General features: G+C 68.8%; 13 protein-coding genes. 5 read left to right on the top strand and 8 right to left on the bottom strand.

The genetic code is table 11. The annotated features are described in order from the left end of the window. Positions 1 to 97 precede the first annotated feature (97 nt). The 4 genes from glgX (at position 98) to AC07O4_RS27270 (ending at position 7,613) form a co-directional block, all read left to right on the top strand. Positions 98 to 2,173 carry a glycogen debranching protein GlgX gene (glgX, locus tag AC07O4_RS27285; RefSeq protein ID WP_495306149.1) on the top strand — a complete coding sequence of 692 codons (2,076 nt, stop codon included), beginning with the start codon at positions 98 to 100 and terminating at the stop codon, positions 2,171 to 2,173. A gap of 91 nt (positions 2,174 to 2,264) precedes the next feature. After that, complete coding sequence (gene glgC, locus AC07O4_RS27280) at positions 2,265 to 3,602, top strand: glucose-1-phosphate adenylyltransferase (RefSeq protein WP_390347118.1); 1,338 nt, start codon at positions 2,265 to 2,267, stop codon at positions 3,600 to 3,602. Positions 3,603 to 3,616: 14 nt separating this feature from the next. Further along, positions 3,617 to 5,086 carry a glycogen synthase GlgA gene (gene glgA, locus AC07O4_RS27275; RefSeq protein ID WP_495306148.1) on the top strand — a complete coding sequence of 490 codons (1,470 nt, stop codon included), beginning with the start codon at positions 3,617 to 3,619 and terminating at the stop codon, positions 5,084 to 5,086. A gap of 43 nt (positions 5,087 to 5,129) precedes the next feature. Continuing rightward, on the top strand, positions 5,130 to 7,613 hold the full coding sequence (locus AC07O4_RS27270) for a glycogen/starch/alpha-glucan phosphorylase (protein WP_495306147.1): 2,484 nt from the start codon (positions 5,130 to 5,132) through the stop codon (positions 7,611 to 7,613). Positions 7,614 to 7,637: 24 nt separating this feature from the next. Here the strand turns inward: AC07O4_RS27270 and AC07O4_RS27265 are convergent, their stop codons facing one another. The 4 genes from AC07O4_RS27265 to AC07O4_RS27250 all read right to left on the bottom strand — a co-directional run bounded on the left by AC07O4_RS27265 (position 7,638) and on the right by AC07O4_RS27250 (position 10,387). Continuing rightward, complete coding sequence (locus AC07O4_RS27265; RefSeq protein WP_099794719.1) at positions 7,638 to 8,108, bottom strand: ExbD/TolR family protein; 471 nt, start codon at positions 8,106 to 8,108, stop codon at positions 7,638 to 7,640. 15 nt (positions 8,109 to 8,123) lie between these two features. Beyond that, positions 8,124 to 8,819 carry a MotA/TolQ/ExbB proton channel family protein gene (locus AC07O4_RS27260; protein ID WP_095743304.1) on the bottom strand — a complete coding sequence of 232 codons (696 nt, stop codon included), beginning with the start codon at positions 8,817 to 8,819 and terminating at the stop codon, positions 8,124 to 8,126. 27 nt (positions 8,820 to 8,846) lie between these two features. Beyond that, the gene (dapB, locus tag AC07O4_RS27255) at positions 8,847 to 9,647 is read right to left on the bottom strand and encodes a 4-hydroxy-tetrahydrodipicolinate reductase (RefSeq protein ID WP_095747406.1); all 801 of its coding nucleotides are present in this window, start codon (positions 9,645 to 9,647) and stop codon (positions 8,847 to 8,849) included. 179 nt (positions 9,648 to 9,826) lie between these two features. Continuing rightward, a complete protein-coding gene (locus AC07O4_RS27250) occupies positions 9,827 to 10,387 on the bottom strand; it encodes an outer membrane protein assembly factor BamE (RefSeq protein ID WP_062481043.1) in 561 nt (186 codons plus the stop codon). An 85-nt stretch (positions 10,388 to 10,472) separates the two neighbouring features. Between AC07O4_RS27250 and fur the strand changes: the two genes are divergently transcribed. Next, positions 10,473 to 10,892, top strand: coding sequence for a ferric iron uptake transcriptional regulator (gene fur, locus AC07O4_RS27245; RefSeq protein WP_062481042.1), 420 nt, complete (start codon positions 10,473 to 10,475; stop codon positions 10,890 to 10,892). Between the two features lie 64 nt (positions 10,893 to 10,956). Here the strand turns inward: fur and hprK are convergent, their stop codons facing one another. The 4 genes from hprK to AC07O4_RS27225 form a co-directional block, all read right to left on the bottom strand. After that, positions 10,957 to 11,916, bottom strand: a complete 960-nt coding sequence (gene hprK / locus AC07O4_RS27240) for an HPr(Ser) kinase/phosphatase (RefSeq protein ID WP_062481041.1) — start codon at positions 11,914 to 11,916, stop codon at positions 10,957 to 10,959. A gap of 101 nt (positions 11,917 to 12,017) precedes the next feature. Next, entirely contained in the window at positions 12,018 to 12,485 is a 468-nt protein-coding gene (locus AC07O4_RS27235; protein ID WP_042581318.1) for a PTS sugar transporter subunit IIA, read from the bottom strand. Between the two features lie 191 nt (positions 12,486 to 12,676). Continuing rightward, positions 12,677 to 13,006, bottom strand: a complete 330-nt coding sequence (gene hpf / locus AC07O4_RS27230) for a ribosome hibernation-promoting factor, HPF/YfiA family (protein WP_013538898.1) — start codon at positions 13,004 to 13,006, stop codon at positions 12,677 to 12,679. A 322-nt stretch (positions 13,007 to 13,328) separates the two neighbouring features. After that, positions 13,329 to 15,446, bottom strand: a complete 2,118-nt coding sequence (locus tag AC07O4_RS27225; protein ID WP_495306146.1) for an ATP-dependent helicase — start codon at positions 15,444 to 15,446, stop codon at positions 13,329 to 13,331. Positions 15,447 to 15,605 lie beyond the last annotated feature (159 nt).

Below are 15,605 nucleotides of genomic sequence, written 5' to 3'. Positions count from 1 at the left end.
TTTCTTTGCTTACTTTCTTTGGCGAAGCAAAGAAAGTGAGTCGCCCGCCGGGGCGAGTCCCGGCCTCGGGAAGCAAACGCCGCCGGGGAGTCAAAGCATGCTGAGCCCAGGCCATCCCCTCCCCTTAGGCGCAACGCCATCACAACAAGGCGTCAACTTCGCTATCACAGCGCCAACAGCAACCAAAGTAGAACTCTGCCTCTTCGACAGCACAGGCAAGAGCGAACAACAGCGCCTACCGCTCCCAGAGTGCACAGACGGCATCTGGCACGGCCACCTCCCCACCGCCCGCCCCGGCCTGATCTACGGCTACCGAGTCCACGGCCCCTGGTCCCCAAAAGAAGGACAGCGCTTCAACCCCGCCAAGCTCCTCCTAGACCCCTACGCCCGAGAAATCCTCGGCCACTACAACGGCAGCGACCTCTTCCTGGGCCACGCCCCCACAGACCCGACCCAACGCGACCACAGAGACAACGCCCCCATCGCCCTCAAGGCCCGCGTCACAGCCCCCAGCAACGCACCCAAAACAGCAGGCCAAGCCCACATCCCCCCCACAGACCGCGTCCTGTACGAGCTGCACATCCGCAGCCTCACCCACCAGCACCCAGGCGTTGCCGAACCGCTAAGAGGCACCTACGCCGGCCTCGCAGAACCCGCCGTCCTCGACCACCTGCAACGCCTGGGCATCACCACCCTCAGCCTCATGCCCGTGCAGCACCGCGCCGACGAACAGCGCCTGCTCGCCAAGGGCCTGACCAACCACTGGGGCTACAACACCATCGGCTGGTTCGCCCCCGAGGCGCGCTTCTGGAGCGGCCGCCCCGACACCACCCCCGCCAGCGAGTTCCGCGCCATGGCCGATGCGGTGCATGCGCGCGGCATGGAACTGGTGATCGACGTGGTCTACAACCACAGCGCCGAAAGCGACGAGCTCGGCCCGACGCTCTCGCTGCGCGGCATCGACAACGCCCTGTACTACCACCTGCGCCCCGACGACCGCGCCCTGTACGAGAACTGGGCCGGCACGGGCAACTGCCTGAACCTCGGCGAGCCGCGCGTGTTACAGCTCGTGATGGACAGCCTGCGCTTCTGGGCCTGCGAGATGGGCGTCGACGGCTTCCGCTTCGACCTCGCCCCGGTGCTCGGCCGCGACGCGCAGCGCGGTTTCGATGCGCGCGCGCCCTTCTTCGCGGCGATGGCGCAAGACCCGGTGCTGTCGCGCACGCTGCGCATCGCCGAGCCCTGGGACCTCGGCCCCGGCGGCTACCGGCTCGGCGAGTTCCCGCCCGGCTGGCTCGAATGGAACGACCGCTTCCGCGACACGCAACGCGGCTTCTGGCTGCGCCAGGGGCGCGAGGGCGCCACCGGGCTGGGCGACTTCGCGCACCGCTTCACGGCCTCCAGCGCAAGCTTCGCGCACGACGGCCGCGCACCGACCGCGAGCGTCAACTTCATCACCGCGCACGACGGCTTCACGCTGCGCGACCTCGTGAGCTACGAGCAGCGCCACAACCTCGCCAACGGCGAAGACAACCGCGACGGCCATGCGCACAACCTGAGCACCAACTGCGGCGTCGAAGGCCCGAGCGACGACCCGGCCGTGCGCGCACTGCGGGCTCGCCTGCAACGCACGCTGCTCGCAGCGCTCCTGTTGTCGCAGGGCACGCCGATGCTGCTGGCCGGCGACGAGCTCGGCCACAGCCAGGGCGGCAACAACAACGCCTACTGCCAGGACAACGAGACCACCTGGCTCGGCTGGATCGGGCTGTCCGACCCGGCCAGCGAACGCGCGCGCCTGACAGCCTTCGTCGCGCGGCTCACCGCCCTGCGGCGCGAGGCACCGGTGCTGCGCAGCACGCGCTGGTGGCCGGCCGAACCGCCGACCGACGCACCGCCGGGCATCCGCTGGCTGCGCCCCGATGGCCTGCCGATGACGCCGGCCGACTGGCACGCAGGCACGGCCCTTGCGATCCTGTTCGGGCATGCCGAGGACGCCTGGCTGGTGCTGGTGAATGCGGGCCCGAGCCCCGTCGCCTTCACGTTGCCGGACGGCGACTGGCGCTGCTGCCTGGCCACCGATGCCGAAGACCCCGACGCCCTGCGCGCCGCGCCCCGCCCGCTGGGCCGCGCGGTGGAGGTGCCGGTTTCGAGCCTCTGGCTTGCAAGAACGTAGGAGCCAAGCCCACGGCGCAGTGCCAGACTCGGTGCGGACACTCTGAAGACGACGACGAATTCAACAAGCGAACGAACGAACGGAGACACAGATGGACAAGCTCAACACCCAGGGAACCCAGGCCCCGCAGCCCCCCCTGCAGGCCCATCAACTGGTCCGCCGCACCATCGCGCTGGTGCTGGCCGGCGGCCGGGGCTCCCGCCTCAAGCAGCTCACCGACCGGCGCGCCAAGCCGGCCGTGTACTTCGGCGGCAAGTTCCGCATCATCGACTTCGCGCTGTCCAACTGCCTGAACTCCGGCATCCGGCGCATGGCGGTGGTCACGCAGTACAAGTCGCACTCGCTCATGCGCCACCTGCAGCGCGGCTGGAGCTTTTTGCGCGCCGAGCTCAACGAGATGGTCGACGTGCTGCCCGCGCAGCAGCGCATGGGCGACGAGCACTGGTACCGCGGCACGGCCGACGCGGTGTTCCAGAACCTGGACATCATCCAGACCCGCTCCACGCCGCACGACTACGTGGTGGTGCTGGCCGGCGACCACATCTACAAGATGGACTACTCCATCATGCTCAAGGACCACGCCGAGCGCGGCCTGGGCTGCACGGTCGGCTGCATCGAGGTGCCGCGCCACGAGGCCACGGCCTTCGGCGTGATGGCGGTGGACGACGGCCGCCAGATCACCAGCTTCCTCGAGAAGCCCGCCGACCCGCCCGCCATGCCCGGCCACCCCGACCTGGCGCTGGCCAGCATGGGCATCTACATCTTCGACTCGGCCTACCTGTACCGGCTGCTCGAGGAAGACAACGCCAACCCCGACTCGAGCCACGACTTCGGCAAGGACATCATCCCGCGCGCCGTGGCCGAGGGCCGCGCGCTGGCGCATCCGTTCAGCATGTCCTGCGTCACGCGCGCCTCGCGCGGGCCCGACGCCAAGGCCTACTGGCGCGACGTGGGCACGATTGATGCATTCTGGGCAGCCAACCTCGACCTGGCCTCGATCACCCCGGAGCTCGACATCTATGACACGGACTGGCCCATCTGGACCTACCAGCGGCAGCTGCCGCCGGCCAAGTTCGTGCTCGACCGCGAGGGCAAGCACGGCATGACGGTCAACACCATCGTCTCGGGCGGCTGCATCGTCTCGGGCTCAAAGATCAGCAGCGCGGTGCTGTTCTCGGGCGTGCGCATCCACTCCTTCTGCGAGATCAACGAAGCCGTGCTGCTGCCCGACGTCGAAGTGGGCCGCGGCTGCCGGCTCAACCGCGTGGTGATCGACCGCGCCTGCGTGATCCCCGACGACACGGTGATCGGCGAAGACGCCGAGGCCGACGCCGCGCGCTTCGAGCGCACGGAAACGGGCGTGGTGCTGGTCACGCGCGAAATGCTCAAGCGGCTCGCACCGGACCCCGCACCCGCGGCCGCTGCCTGATCGACCGCACCACCATGCGCATCCTCCAGGTCAGCGCCGAGCTGTTTCCCCTCCTGAAGACCGGCGGCCTGGCGGACATCGCCGGCGCCCTGCCCCTGGCGCTCATGGCCGCGGGGCAGGAGGCGCGCGCGCTGCTGCCGGGCTTTCCCGCCATCGTGGCCGGCGTGCGCGACCTGGTGCCGGTGGCCGAGTTCGCCGCGCCCTGGGGCGAGCGCTTCGGCCTGCGCGCCGGGCACGTCGCCGTCGCCGGTGCACCGCCGACTCCCACCTACGTGATCGACGCGCCCGCGCTCTACGACCGGCCCGGCAACCCCTACGAAGACACCACGCGCCAGCCCTACGGCGACAACCACCGGCGCTTCGCGCTGCTGGGCTGGGCGGCAGCGCAGCTCGCGCAGGGGCTCGACCCCGGCTGGCGGCCCGACATCGTGCACGCGCACGACTGGCACGCGGCGCTCGCGCCCGCCTACCTGGCCTTCGCACGGCGCGCGGGCGGCCCGCGCACGGGCAGCGTGTTCACGGTGCACAACCTCGCCTACCAGGGCGTGTTCGCGCCCTGGCACTTCGCCGAACTTGGCCTGCCGGCGCCGGCCTTCCACATGAACGGGCTGGAGTACCACGGCCAGATCTCCTTCATGAAGGGCGGCCTCTACTTCGCCGACCAGCTCACCACCGTGAGCCCGACCTACGCGCTCGAGATCCAGACGCCCGAGCAGGGCTGCGGCCTCGACGGCCTGCTGCGCCAGCGCGCCGGCGCGCTCAGCGGCATCCTCAACGCGGTCGACGACCAGGTCTGGAACCCGGCCACCGACGCCGCGCTCGTGCAGGGCTACCAGGCGCCCGAAGGTCGCCACATGGCCGGCAAGGCGCGTTGCAAGTCGGTGCTGCAGCGCCAGCTGGGGCTGGCCGAGCGCCCCGACGCGCCGCTGTTCATCGTGGTGAGCCGGCTCACCGAGCAGAAGGGCCTGCACCTCGTGCTCGGCGGCCTCGACACGCTGCTCGCGCAAGGCGGCCAGCTGGCGCTGCTGGGCAGCGGCGAAGGCTGGCTCGAAGAGGCCTTCCGCCAGCGCGCGGCGGCGGCGCCCGCCTCGGTGAGCGTCACCATCGGCTACGACGAGACGCTGGCGCACCAGCTCTTCGGCGCGGGCGACGTGACGATCGTGCCCTCGCTGTTCGAGCCCTGCGGCCTCACGCAGATGTACGGCCTGAAGTACGGCAGCCTGCCGCTGGTGCGTCGCGTCGGCGGGCTGGCCGACACCGTCGTCGACTGCACGCTGGAAGACATGGCCAGCGGCGCCGCCACCGGCTTCGTGTTCGACCGCTTCGAGGACGCCGACTACGACCGCGCCCTGCGCCGCGCCTTCGCGCTGTACGAGCGCGCCGCCGACTGGCGCCGCGTGCGCGGCAACGCCATGCGGCGCCCGGCCGACTGGGGCACGGCGGCCGCGCAGTACATCGATGTGTACCAACGGGCGCTGGCCTGAAGCCCCTGCCCCACACCCCACCACCCACTCCGGGAACGCCCCCATGACGATCAAGGACTTCGCCTACGACCACCCCGACCGCGACGTTGCCGCCTTCAAGCGTGCGGTGGCCAACAAGCTGATCTACGCCGTCGGCAAGGACCCCGTGGCCGCCAGCCAGGATGACTGGCTGCACGCCACAGCGCTGGCCGTGCGCGACCAGCTTGTCGAGCGCTGGATGACGACCACGCGCGCCAACTACGCGCAGGACCTCAAGCGCGTGTACTACCTCTCGATGGAGTTCCTCATCGGGCGCACCTTCACCAACGCGCTGCTCGCCGTCGACCTGTACGGCACCGTGCGCGAGGCGCTGGCCGACTTCGGCGTCGACATGGCGGCGCTGGCCGAGCGCGAGCCCGATGCGGCGCTCGGCAACGGCGGCCTGGGGCGGCTCGCGGCCTGCTTTCTCGATTCGATGGCCACGCTCGGCGTGCCCGGCATGGGCTACGGCATCCGCTACGAGTACGGCATGTTCCGCCAGCGCATCGTCGACGGCCAGCAGGTCGAAACGCCCGACTACTGGCTCACGCGCGGCAACCCGTGGGAGTTCCAGCGGCCCGAGGTGAACTACCGCGTGCGCTTCGGCGGCCATGTGCAAAAGCGCGAAGGCAGGAACGCGCCCTACGGCGCGGCCGACTGGGTCGACACGCACGACGTGCTGGCCGTGGCCTACGACACCATCATTCCCGGCTACGGCACGCAGGCCACCAACACCTTGCGGCTGTGGTCGGCGCGCGCCACCGAGGAGATCGATCTGTCGGCCTTCAACCGCGGCAACTACATGGCGGCGGTGGAGAGCAAGAACCACTCCGAGAACGTCTCGCGCGTGCTCTACCCCGACGACTCCACACCCTCGGGCCGCGAGCTGCGGCTGCACCAGGAGTACTTCTTCTGCAGCGCCAGCGTGCAAGACCTGCTGCGCCGCTACCTGCGCAACCACACGAGCTTCGATCAGCTGTCGGAAAAAGTCAGCATCCACCTGAACGACACGCACCCGGTGCTGGCCGTGCCCGAGCTCATGCGCCTGCTGCTCGACGAGCACGGCCTCGCATGGGACGTGGCCTGGGGCCACACGCAGAAGGTGTTCAGCTACACCAACCACACGCTGATGCACGAGGCCCTGGAAACCTGGCCGGTCGAGATGCTCGGGCGCATCCTGCCGCGCCACCTGCAGATCCTGTACGACATCAACGCGAAGTTCCTGGCCGCCGTGACGCAGACGCACGGCCAGGACGTCGAGCTGGTGCGCCGCCTCTCGCTGATCGACGAGACCGGCGAGCGGCGCGTGCGCATGGCCTACGTTGCGGTGCTCGCGAGCCATTCGGTGAACGGCGTGTCGGGGCTGCACTCGGAGCTGATGAAGCAGTCGATCTTTGCCGACTTCGCGAAGATCTTTCCCGAGCGTTTCAACAACAAGACCAACGGCGTCACGCCGCGCCGCTGGCTCGCCCAGGCCAACCCACCGCTGGCCGCGCTGCTCGACCAGCGCATCGGCAAGGGCTGGCGGCGCGACCTGTCGCAGCTCGAAGCCCTGCGGCCGATGGTCGCGCAGCCCGCTTTCGTGCGCGCCTTTCGCCATGCGAAGCGCGAGAACAAGCTGCGGCTGGCCAACTGGGTCGGCGAACACCTGAAGCTCGACCTGGACACCGACGCGATGTTCGACGTGCAGGTCAAGCGCATCCACGAGTACAAACGGCAGCTGCTCAACGTGCTGCACGTGATCGCGCGCTATCACCGCATCCTCGATGCGCAGGCCAGCGGCACGCCGGTCGACATCGTGCCGCGCGTGGTCGTGTTCGCGGGCAAGGCGGCCTCGGCCTATGCGATGGCCAAGCAGGTGATCCGCCTCATCAACGACGTGGCGGCCACCGTGAACGCCGACGCGCGCGTGGGCAAGCTGCTGAAGGTGGTGTTCCTGCCGAACTACAGCGTGAGCCTGGCCGAGATCATCATGCCCGCGGCCGACCTGTCGGAGCAGATATCCACCGCGGGCACGGAAGCTTCAGGCACCGGCAACATGAAGTTCGCGCTCAACGGCGCGCTCACCATCGGCACGCTCGACGGCGCCAATGTCGAGATGCGCGAGAACGTCGGCCCCGAGAACATCTTCATCTTCGGCCACACCACGCCCGAGGTGGCCGACATCCGCGCCCGCGGCTACCAGCCGCGCGAGATCTACGAGGAGAACGCCGAACTCAAGCGCGTGCTCGATGCCATTCGAGACGGTGCGTTCTCGCCGGGCGAGCCGGCGCGCTACCAGGGCATCTACGACGCGCTCGTGAACTGGGGCGACCACTACCTGCTGCTGGCCGACTACGCGAGCTATGTCGCGAAGCAGGCCGAGGTCGATGCGCTGTACCGCGACGCGGAGGCGTGGACGCGCATGGCGATCCTCAACGTGGCGGGAATGGGCGCGTTTTCGTCGGACCGGACGATCGCGGAGTACGCGCATGAGATCTGGCATACGAAGCCGGTCGTGCTCAGCTGAGGCGAGTGGGCCAGGCCCGCAAGCTCAGCGCGGTTTGGCGGGGGCCGCCTCGGCCTCGGTGACAAAGCCGATGCGGCTCAACCCGGCCTTGTTCGCAATGCCCATGAGCGCCACCACCTTGCCGTAGGGCACGGTCTGGTCGGCGCGCAATTGCACCTCGGTGTCCTTGCTGTCGGCGGCGGCCTTTTCGAGCTGCGCGGTCAGCTCCTCGTCGGTCACGGGCTTGTCGTTCAGGAAGACCTTGCCCGAGGCATCGACCGACAGGCTCACGAACTTGGGCGTGTCGTTGGGCTGACCCGCGTCGGTCTGCGGCAGGTCGAGCTTGATCGAGCTGGCCATCAGCGGCGCAGTGATGATGAAGATCACCAGCAGCACCAGCATCACGTCGACCAGCGGCGTGACGTTGATGTCCGACAGCGGCCGCTGCCCGCCCGCGCCCATGGCCCGCCCGCCACCTGCGGCGCTGCTGCCAAGCGAAGTGCGTCCGAAGGCCATGGTGTGCGCTGCGCCTTAGACGGGCATCGGCCGCGCGGGCGGCGGTGCGGCGGGTGCCGGCGCTTCGCCGAAGCTGCCGAGCAGGTCGTGCGCGAAGCCTTCGAGCTCGGCCTCGACGCGGCCCACGACGCGGCCGAAGACGTTGTAGGCCAGCACGGCCGGAATGGCGACCGCGAGGCCGAAGGCCGTCATGACGAGCGCCTCGCCGACCGGCCCGGCCACCTTGTCGATGGTGAAGCCGCCGGTCTGGCCCGCGATGCCCGCCAGCGCGCCGTAGATGCCCCAGACGGTGCCGAGCAGGCCGACGAAGGGCGCGGTGGCACCCACGGTGGCCAGCAGGATCTGTCCGGCCTGCAGGCGCCGCAGCGCGCCGTGCAGCGCACCGCGCAGCACGCGCGTGAGGCGCTGGTTGCGATCGACCGTGGCGCCCAGCGTGCCGCCGGGGGCTTCGGTGGCGGCCTGGCGCAGCGCGGCCACGGCGGGGCGCACGAGTTCGGCGCGGTCGAAGGCCTGGAGTTTCTGCTCGGCCTCGACCAGGGTGGCCGACTGCCAGAAGGCGGCGATGCTGCGCAGCACGTCGCGCGTGCCGCCGCGCAGCAGCCAGGCTTTCCAGAGGATCACGACCCAGCTGGCGATCGACATCGCGAGCAGCAGCGCGGCCACCGAACGGCTGACGCCGTCACCGTGGGTCAGCAGTTCGAGCACGCTCATTCGCGTCCTTGGTTATGGTCCGCGTGCTTAGCGCAGGCCCAGCACGTCGAACATGTCGAACAGGCCGCTGCGCTGGCCGCTCAGGAAGCGCACCGCACGCAGCGCGCCTTGCGCGTAGGTCACGCGGCTGGACGACTTGTGGGAGATTTCGATGCGCTCGCCGATGCCCGCGAACAGCACGGTGTGGTCGCCCACGATGTCGCCGCCGCGGATGGTGGCGAAGCCGATGGTCGACGGGTCGCGCTCGCCCGTGATGCCTTCGCGGCCGTACACGGCGCAGTCCTTGAGGTCGCGGCCCAGCGCGTCGGCGATCACCTCGCCCATCTTGAGCGCAGTGCCCGAGGGCGCGTCGACCTTGAAGCGGTGGTGGGCCTCGACGATCTCGATGTCGTAACCGGTGGCCATCGCACGGGCCGCCATGTCGAGCAGCTTGAGCGTGACGTTGACGCCCACGCTCATGTTGGGCGCCATCATGATGGCGATGTCTTTCGCGATCTCGGCGATCTCGGCCTTCTGCGCGTCGCTGAAGCCGGTGGTGCCGATCACGGCCTGCACGCCCAGCTCGCGGCACACGGCCAGGTGCGCCATCGTGCCTTCGGGGCGGGTGAAGTCGATCATCACCTGGGCGTCCTGCAAGCCGGTGCGCAGGTCGGCCACGATGGGCACGCCGCTGGTGAAGCCCAGGAAGGCCGCGGCATCGGCGCCGAGGGCGGCGCTGCCTGCGATGTCGAGCGCGCCGGCCAGGCGGCAGTCGGGCGCGTTGCGCACGGCCTCGATGAGCATGTGGCCCATGCGGCCCGAGGCGCCGGCGATCGCCACCCGGCGCAGCGCGGGAGCGGAGGAAGAAGAAGAATCGGAAGTGGGGGTGGTGGTCGGTTCAGTCACGGGGATTCGGTCGTTGAAAAGTCCCTACGGGAGCCATGGACACCGACGAAAGCCGCCCCACCGGTCCTGCGGGCACCGCCCGCAGGAGGGGTGGCCGCCGCCGGAACCCGTGCCGCGCACGCTCAGCGCGCGGCTTCGAGCGGGGGGTAGGCGGCCGGCAGCGCGGGCATGGGGGCTGCCGGGGTGCCGGTGGTGTCGGCTTTCTTGTCGGCCTTGGGCGCGAATTTCTTGAGCTCTTCTTCGGTGGCCTCGAGCTGCGGCACCTTGCCGCTCTTGCGGCGGGTGTCGAGCGTGGCGACGAATTCTTCTTCGCTGGGCATTTCGTCGCCCTCGAAGCGGTCCATGAGTTCGCCGTTGAAGAACACGGTCAGGCGGCGCTCCTGCGGATCGACGCCCTGGCGGCGGATCGTGAAGACGTAGTCCCAGCGGTTGGCGTGGAAGACGTCGTTCAGCAGCGAGGTGCCGAGGATCTCGCGCACCTGCTGGCGCGACATGCCGGGCTTGAGTGCCGCGACTTGTTCCTTCGACACGAAATTGCCTTGCACCACTTCGACTTTGTAGGGGGTGACGGCAGACAGCGCGCCACGCGTGCGTTCGCTGAAACCGCTGCAGGCACCGAGGGCGAGCGTCGCCGCAATGGCAGCAACCAGCAACCAGGGCCGGCGTTGGAGGATGGCAGGCATGGGAGAAGAGGGGGTAGCGATATGATCGAACATTGTAGCGGCCGAGCCTGAAGGCCCGGCCTCAGCCCAGGGCGCAGGAACCATCATGGCCAACATCGACGAACTCAAGAACACCGGCCTCAAGGCCACCTTGCCGCGACTGAAGATCCTCGAGATCTTCCAGACCGGCAGCCAGCGGCACATGACGGCGGAAGACGTCTTCCGCGTGCTGCTCAACGAACACTCCGACATCGGCCTGGCCACCGTGTACCGCGTGCTCACGCAGTTCGAGCAGGCCGGCATCCTGGAACGCAGCCACTTCGAAAGCGGCAAGGCGGTCTACGAACTGAACGAAGGCACGCACCACGATCACCTGGTCTGCACCTCGTGCGGCAAGGTCGAGGAGTTCTACGACGCCGAGATCGAGCGGCGCCAGCAGATGATCGCCAAGGACAAGGGCTGGGTCCTGCAGGACCACGCCATGTCGCTGTACGGCCTGTGCGGCGACTGCGTCAAGAAGCGCTGACGCCGGCCACCCCGCGAAAGCAGAAAGCAGCCCTTCGTTTCGAAGGGCTTTTTTCTTGCCTGTTTCAGTCCGGATCGCGCCCGCTTTCCATCGCCTTGTGGTGGCGCGCCACGAAGTCGGCATAGGTGTCGATGCCGCGCAGCTGCAGGATCGAATTGCGCACCGCGGCTTCCACCAGCACGGCGATGTTGCGTCCGGCCACCACCTGGATGATGACCTTGCGCACCGGGATGCCCAGCACGTCCTGCGTGAGCGGCGCCGAGGGCATGCGCTCGTAGTCGCGCTCGAAGCTGTCGCGCCGCACGAGGTGCACGATGAGCTTCAGGCGCATCTTCCGGCGCACCGCCGTCTCGCCGAAGATCGCGCGGATGTCCAGGAGGCCGATGCCGCGCACCTCCAGCAGGTTCAGCAGCAGGTCGGGGCAGCGCCCTTCGATGGTGTTCTGGTTGATGCGGTACAGGTCGACCGCGTCGTCGGCCACCAGGCCGTTGCCGCGCGAGATCAGCTCCAGGCCGAGCTCGCTTTTACCGAGGCCCGACTCGCCCGTGATCATCACGCCCATGCCCAGGATGTCCATGAACACGCCGTGCATCGAGGTGCGCTCGGCGAAGTGCTTGGACAGGTAGGCGCGCAGCAGGTCGATCACGAAGGCCGACGACTCGCGCGTGGCAAACAGCGGCAGCTGGGCGCGCTCGCAGATCGACAGCAGCTCGTCGGGCGCGGCCTGACCGTCGGCCAGCACCAGCATCGGCGGCTCCAGCGTGACGATGCGCCCGATGCGGCGCACGCAGTCTTCCTTGCTGCCGCGCGTGAGGTAGGCCACCTCGCGCGCGCCGAGGATCTGCACGCGGTACGGGTGGATGTAGTTCAGGTAGCCGACCAGGTCGGCGGCCGACTGCGCGCGGCTGATGACGTCGGGGTCGAACTGGCGCTCCGAGGCGCCCAGGCCCGCGAGCCATTCCCAGCGGAGCGACCCGCGGAACTCCTCGAACATGGCATCGGCGCTGATGACGGTCGGCTTCATGCGTGCGGCGGCCGGCGCAAAACGCCGGCATTCTGGTCAGGATGGAGGGAGAGAAAAGCGTCGCCGCAGCTTATCAGCAGCGGCAGGCCCGGCACGGGCGCTCAGGCGACCTGGGTCGACTGCCAGCCGGCAATGAGGCCGTGCAGCGCGGCGGCGTCGGTGCTGGACTTGATCTGCTCGCGCAGGCCGGCGTCGCTCAGCAGCTCGGCAATTTCGGACAGGATTTCGAGGTGCTTCTGCGTGGCCGCTTCGGGTACCAGCAGGAAGATCAGCAGCGCCACGGGCTGCTCGTCGGGAGCGTCGAAGCCGATGGGATTCGCCAGCTGGAACACCGCGGCCATCGGCGCCTTGAGGCCCTTGATGCGGCCATGGGGAATGGCGACGCCGTGGCCCAGACCGGTGGAGCCGAGGCGCTCGCGCGCAAACAGGCTGTCGGTGATGAGGGCACGGCCCAGACCGTGAAGGCTCTCGAACAGCAGGCCGGCTTCTTCGAAAGCACGTTTCTTGCTGGTGGCGTCAACGCTCACGAGCACTTGAGCGGGCGGCAGGATGGACGCGAGGCGATTCATGGTGGGGTCAGAGCGGGGCGATTATGCACCTCCTCGGTAAAAACCCCCAGTCCCCCTAATTACTTTCGTCTACATGTGTTGCCGTGAGGCGTCGCTTCCTCTGGAGGCCCTTGCAAAGCCCCACCAATGTGGTCGGACAAACAAAAGGCCGCCCGAAGGCGGCCTGAGATGCGGGGCGCGGGGCCCGGCGTTTACATCACGCGCTTGGGCGCCACGTGATGGTGGTCCTGCAGGCGATCCTTGTGGCGGACCACCTGGCGGTCGAGCTTGTCGACCAACTCATCGACCGCGGCGTACAGATCAGCGTGGCTCGATTCCGCGAACATGTCATTGCCCTTGACGTGAATGTTGCACTCCGCCCTTTGGCGGCGTTCCTTTTCCTTCTGCTTTTCCACCGTGAGGATCACCTTGACATCGACCACCTGGTCGAAATGTCGCGTGATCCGGTCCAGCTTGCTCGTGACGTAGGTGCGCAAGGCAGGTGTGACGTCGAGGTGATGACCGCTGATCGTCAAATTCATGAATGACCTCCTGAGAATTGACGGTTGGGGAAATGACCGCGCTCCGGGATGAAGCGTGGCCGGCGAAACAGGTGAGGTTGGGAGAGAGGGAGAGAAGAGGAAGGGAGATGAAGAAAGGGGGCGGTCGGATTCACTATGCCCAAGCTGTCACGGTATTGCAATACCGGGGCTTGCCCGAGTGACGGGCCGGTGTATTGCATGCCCTAATCCGCTATTGATTCCATAGCTGCCCCCGTGCAGTGGCATGCCGTTGCGGCACATTGGAAGCAAGTGTTTCCATGTGCAGCGCGCAGTGCCCCTCCCGCCCGAAGGGCCGGCCCGTTCAGCGCCAGGCGGCGCGCATGCGGTTGCGCAGGTCGATCACCGCGGCCGGCGGCGGCACCGCGGGCGGCAGCACCGGCGGCGGCGGCCAGGTCTGCAGCTCGAAGCCCGCCAGATCGGACTCGGTGATGAAGCGGGTGCGGTTGGCGTACAGGTGCCGGTCGCCGCGCGCCGCCTGCTGCGTGATGTGGAAGCGCTGCGGCATCACCAGGTGCAGGTGGTCGCGGGCCCGCGTCATCGCCACGTAGAGCAGGCGCCGCTCTTCCTCGAGTTCATGCGCGCCCTGCGCCACGTCGGCCGGCATGCAGCCGTCGACCACGTTGATGACATGCACCGAATTCCACTCCTGCCCCTTGGCCGAATGGATGGTCGACAGGATCAGGTAGTCCTCGTCGAGCGAGGGCGGGCCAGGCCGGTCGCTCGTGGCCTCGGGCGGGTCGAGCGTGAGCTCGGTGAGAAAGCGCTCGCGTGAGCCATAGCCGGCCGCCAGCCGCGCCAGTTGCTCGACGTCGGCACGACGCACGCCCGAGGTGTCTTCGTACAGCCGCTCCAGGTGCGGCTGGTACCACTGCATGGCCACCTCGACGTCGGCCGGCCACTGCAGTGACGGCGCGCGCAAGGCGGCGTAGGCCTGGGCGAAGTCGGCCCACTGTTCGCGCGCGGCCGACGGCGGCACGAAGTCGCGCACGGCCGCGGCCGGGTCGGCCGCCTGGTCCATCGCGTCGAGCAGGCGCGTGCCGGTGGCCGGGCCCACGCCGGGAATGAGCTGCGTGACCCGGAAACCCGCCATGCGCCCACGCGGGTTCTGCGCGAAACGCAGCACCGCGAGCAGGTCCTTCACGTGCGAGGCCTCGAGGAACTTGAGCCCGCCGAACTTCACGAACGGGATGTTGCGCCGCGCCAGCTCCAGCTCGAGCGCCGCGCTGTGCGACGAGGTGCGAAACAGCACCGCCTGCGACTTCAGCGCCAGCCCGCCTTCGCGGTGCGCCAGGATCTTGTCGGCCACCCAGCGCGCCTGCCCGGCCTCGTCGGGCACGAGCACCAGCACCGGCTTGCCGGCCGAGGGCTTGTCGGTCCACAGCGTCTTGGCGTGCCGCTCGGCGGCCTGCGCGATGACGCGGTTCGACACGTCGAGGATCGGCTGCGTCGAGCGGTAGTTGCGCTCCAGCGTGACGATGCGCGCCTCTTGCGAGAACTGCGAGGGAAAGTCGAGGATGTTGCGCACCGTGGCGCCGCGGAACGAGTAGATCGACTGCGCGTCGTCGCCCACCACCGTCACGCCGCGCCCGTCGGGCTTCATCGCGCGCAGGATCTCGGCCTGCAGCAGGTTGGTGTCCTGGTACTCGTCGACCAGCACGTGGTCGAAGCGCGCGCCGACGTGCGCGGCCAGCGCGGGCTCGGCGACCATCTCGGCCCAGTAGAGCAAGAGGTCGTCGTAGTCGAGCACGTTCTGCTGCTGCTTGGCCTCGACGTAGGCGCCGAACAGCGTCTTGAGCTGTGCCTCCCACTCGGCGCACCAGGGAAAGCTGTCCTTCAGCACGGCGGCCAGCGGCGCGCGCGTGTTCACGCAGCGCGAGTAGATCGACAGGCAGGTGCCCTTGCGCGGAAAGCGGTTGACCGTGGACGACAAACCCAGCTCGTGCCGCACCAGCCCCATGAGGTCTTCGGCGTCGCCGCGGTCGTGGATGGTGAAGTTCTCGTCCAGCCCGATCTGCGCGGCGTACTCGCGCAGCAGCCGCGCGCCGATGCCGTGGAAGGTGCCGGCCCAGGGCAGCGCGGGCGGGCGCTCCGACTTCAGGCCCAGCACGCGTGCCAGCACCTGGCCCGCGCGGCGCTCCATTTCCTGCGCGGCGCGGCGCGAGAAGGTGAGCAACAGCAGGCGCTGCGGATCGACCCCGTCCGCGATCAGGTGTGCCACGCGGTGCGCCAGCGTGCTGGTCTTGCCCGAGCCGGCACCGGCGATCACGAGCAGCGGCCGGTGGTCGGCGCCGACCGCCGCGCCCACGCCGTGCTCGACCGCCGCGCGCTGGTCGTCGTTGAGCGCGGCGAGCGCCGCGGCCAGGCGCTCGGCTTGCGTCTTCGGGGGGGTGGAAAGAACGGGGGACGCAGGGGTCTGCATGGGCACGACTTTACTGTATGTCCGTCCAGTTCGAGTGCCTTGTCGCCCTGTGGCCGGTGACATAATCGCGCCTCGCTGCAACCGGAGACTCCCCTTGGAAACCGCCCCGTCTCGGCAGCTTTCAACTCCCTGGCGACGCTGCGCGTGATGTACTGACGC

It is taken from the genome of Variovorax sp. GW821-FHT09D04, from assembly GCF_059416405.1.
Note: the sequence above shows the minus strand (reverse complement) of the source record. Positions and strands in the feature narration are given on the sequence as shown.